The sequence below is a fragment of the Bradyrhizobium sp. BRP19 genome (assembly GCF_020194195.1).
In the GTDB taxonomy this organism is placed as follows: Bacteria; Pseudomonadota; Alphaproteobacteria; order Rhizobiales; family Xanthobacteraceae; genus Bradyrhizobium; species Bradyrhizobium yuanmingense.
This window is the reverse complement of the sequence record NZ_JADYVZ010000175.1, coordinates 1-420: the sequence shown is the minus strand read 5'-3', so window position 1 is coordinate 420 and position 420 is coordinate 1. Positions and strand designations below refer to the sequence as shown.

The 420-nt window shown below is 70.0% G+C and carries 1 protein-coding gene; it reads left to right on the top strand.

All coding sequences use genetic code 11. From position 1 onward, the window contains the following. Positions 1 to 55: 55 nt before the first annotated feature. On the top strand, positions 56 to 420 hold a 365-nt coding region (locus I6F36_RS39060), incomplete at its 3' end, for a beta-eliminating lyase-related protein (RefSeq protein ID WP_249789161.1).

Here is a 420-nt window from a genome sequence, read left to right as displayed (position 1 = left end):
TGACTCCCGCGTCGGACGGTACCGCCGCGGCTGACGAGAAAGTGACGGTACCCGCATGATCGAGATGCGCAGTGACACCTTCACCCTGCCGACGGAGCAGATGCTCGCCGCGATGACGAGCGCCCCGCTCGGTGACGACGTCTACGGCGAGGACCCGACCGTCCGTGCGCTGGAGGAGACGAGCGCGCAGCTGACCGTTAAGGAGGCGGCCTGCTTCCTGCCGAGCGGCACGATGGCCAACCTGTGCGCGATCATGGCCCAGGTGCCACGCGGCGCGAAGGTCATCGTCGGCGACGAGTCCGACATCTACCTGTACGAGGCCGCCGGGGCGAGCGTCTGTGCCGGGGCGGCCTACGAGCCGGTCCGCACCGACGAGGAGGGGCGTCTTCCGCTCGACGGGCTTGCCGCGGCCTTTCCCGC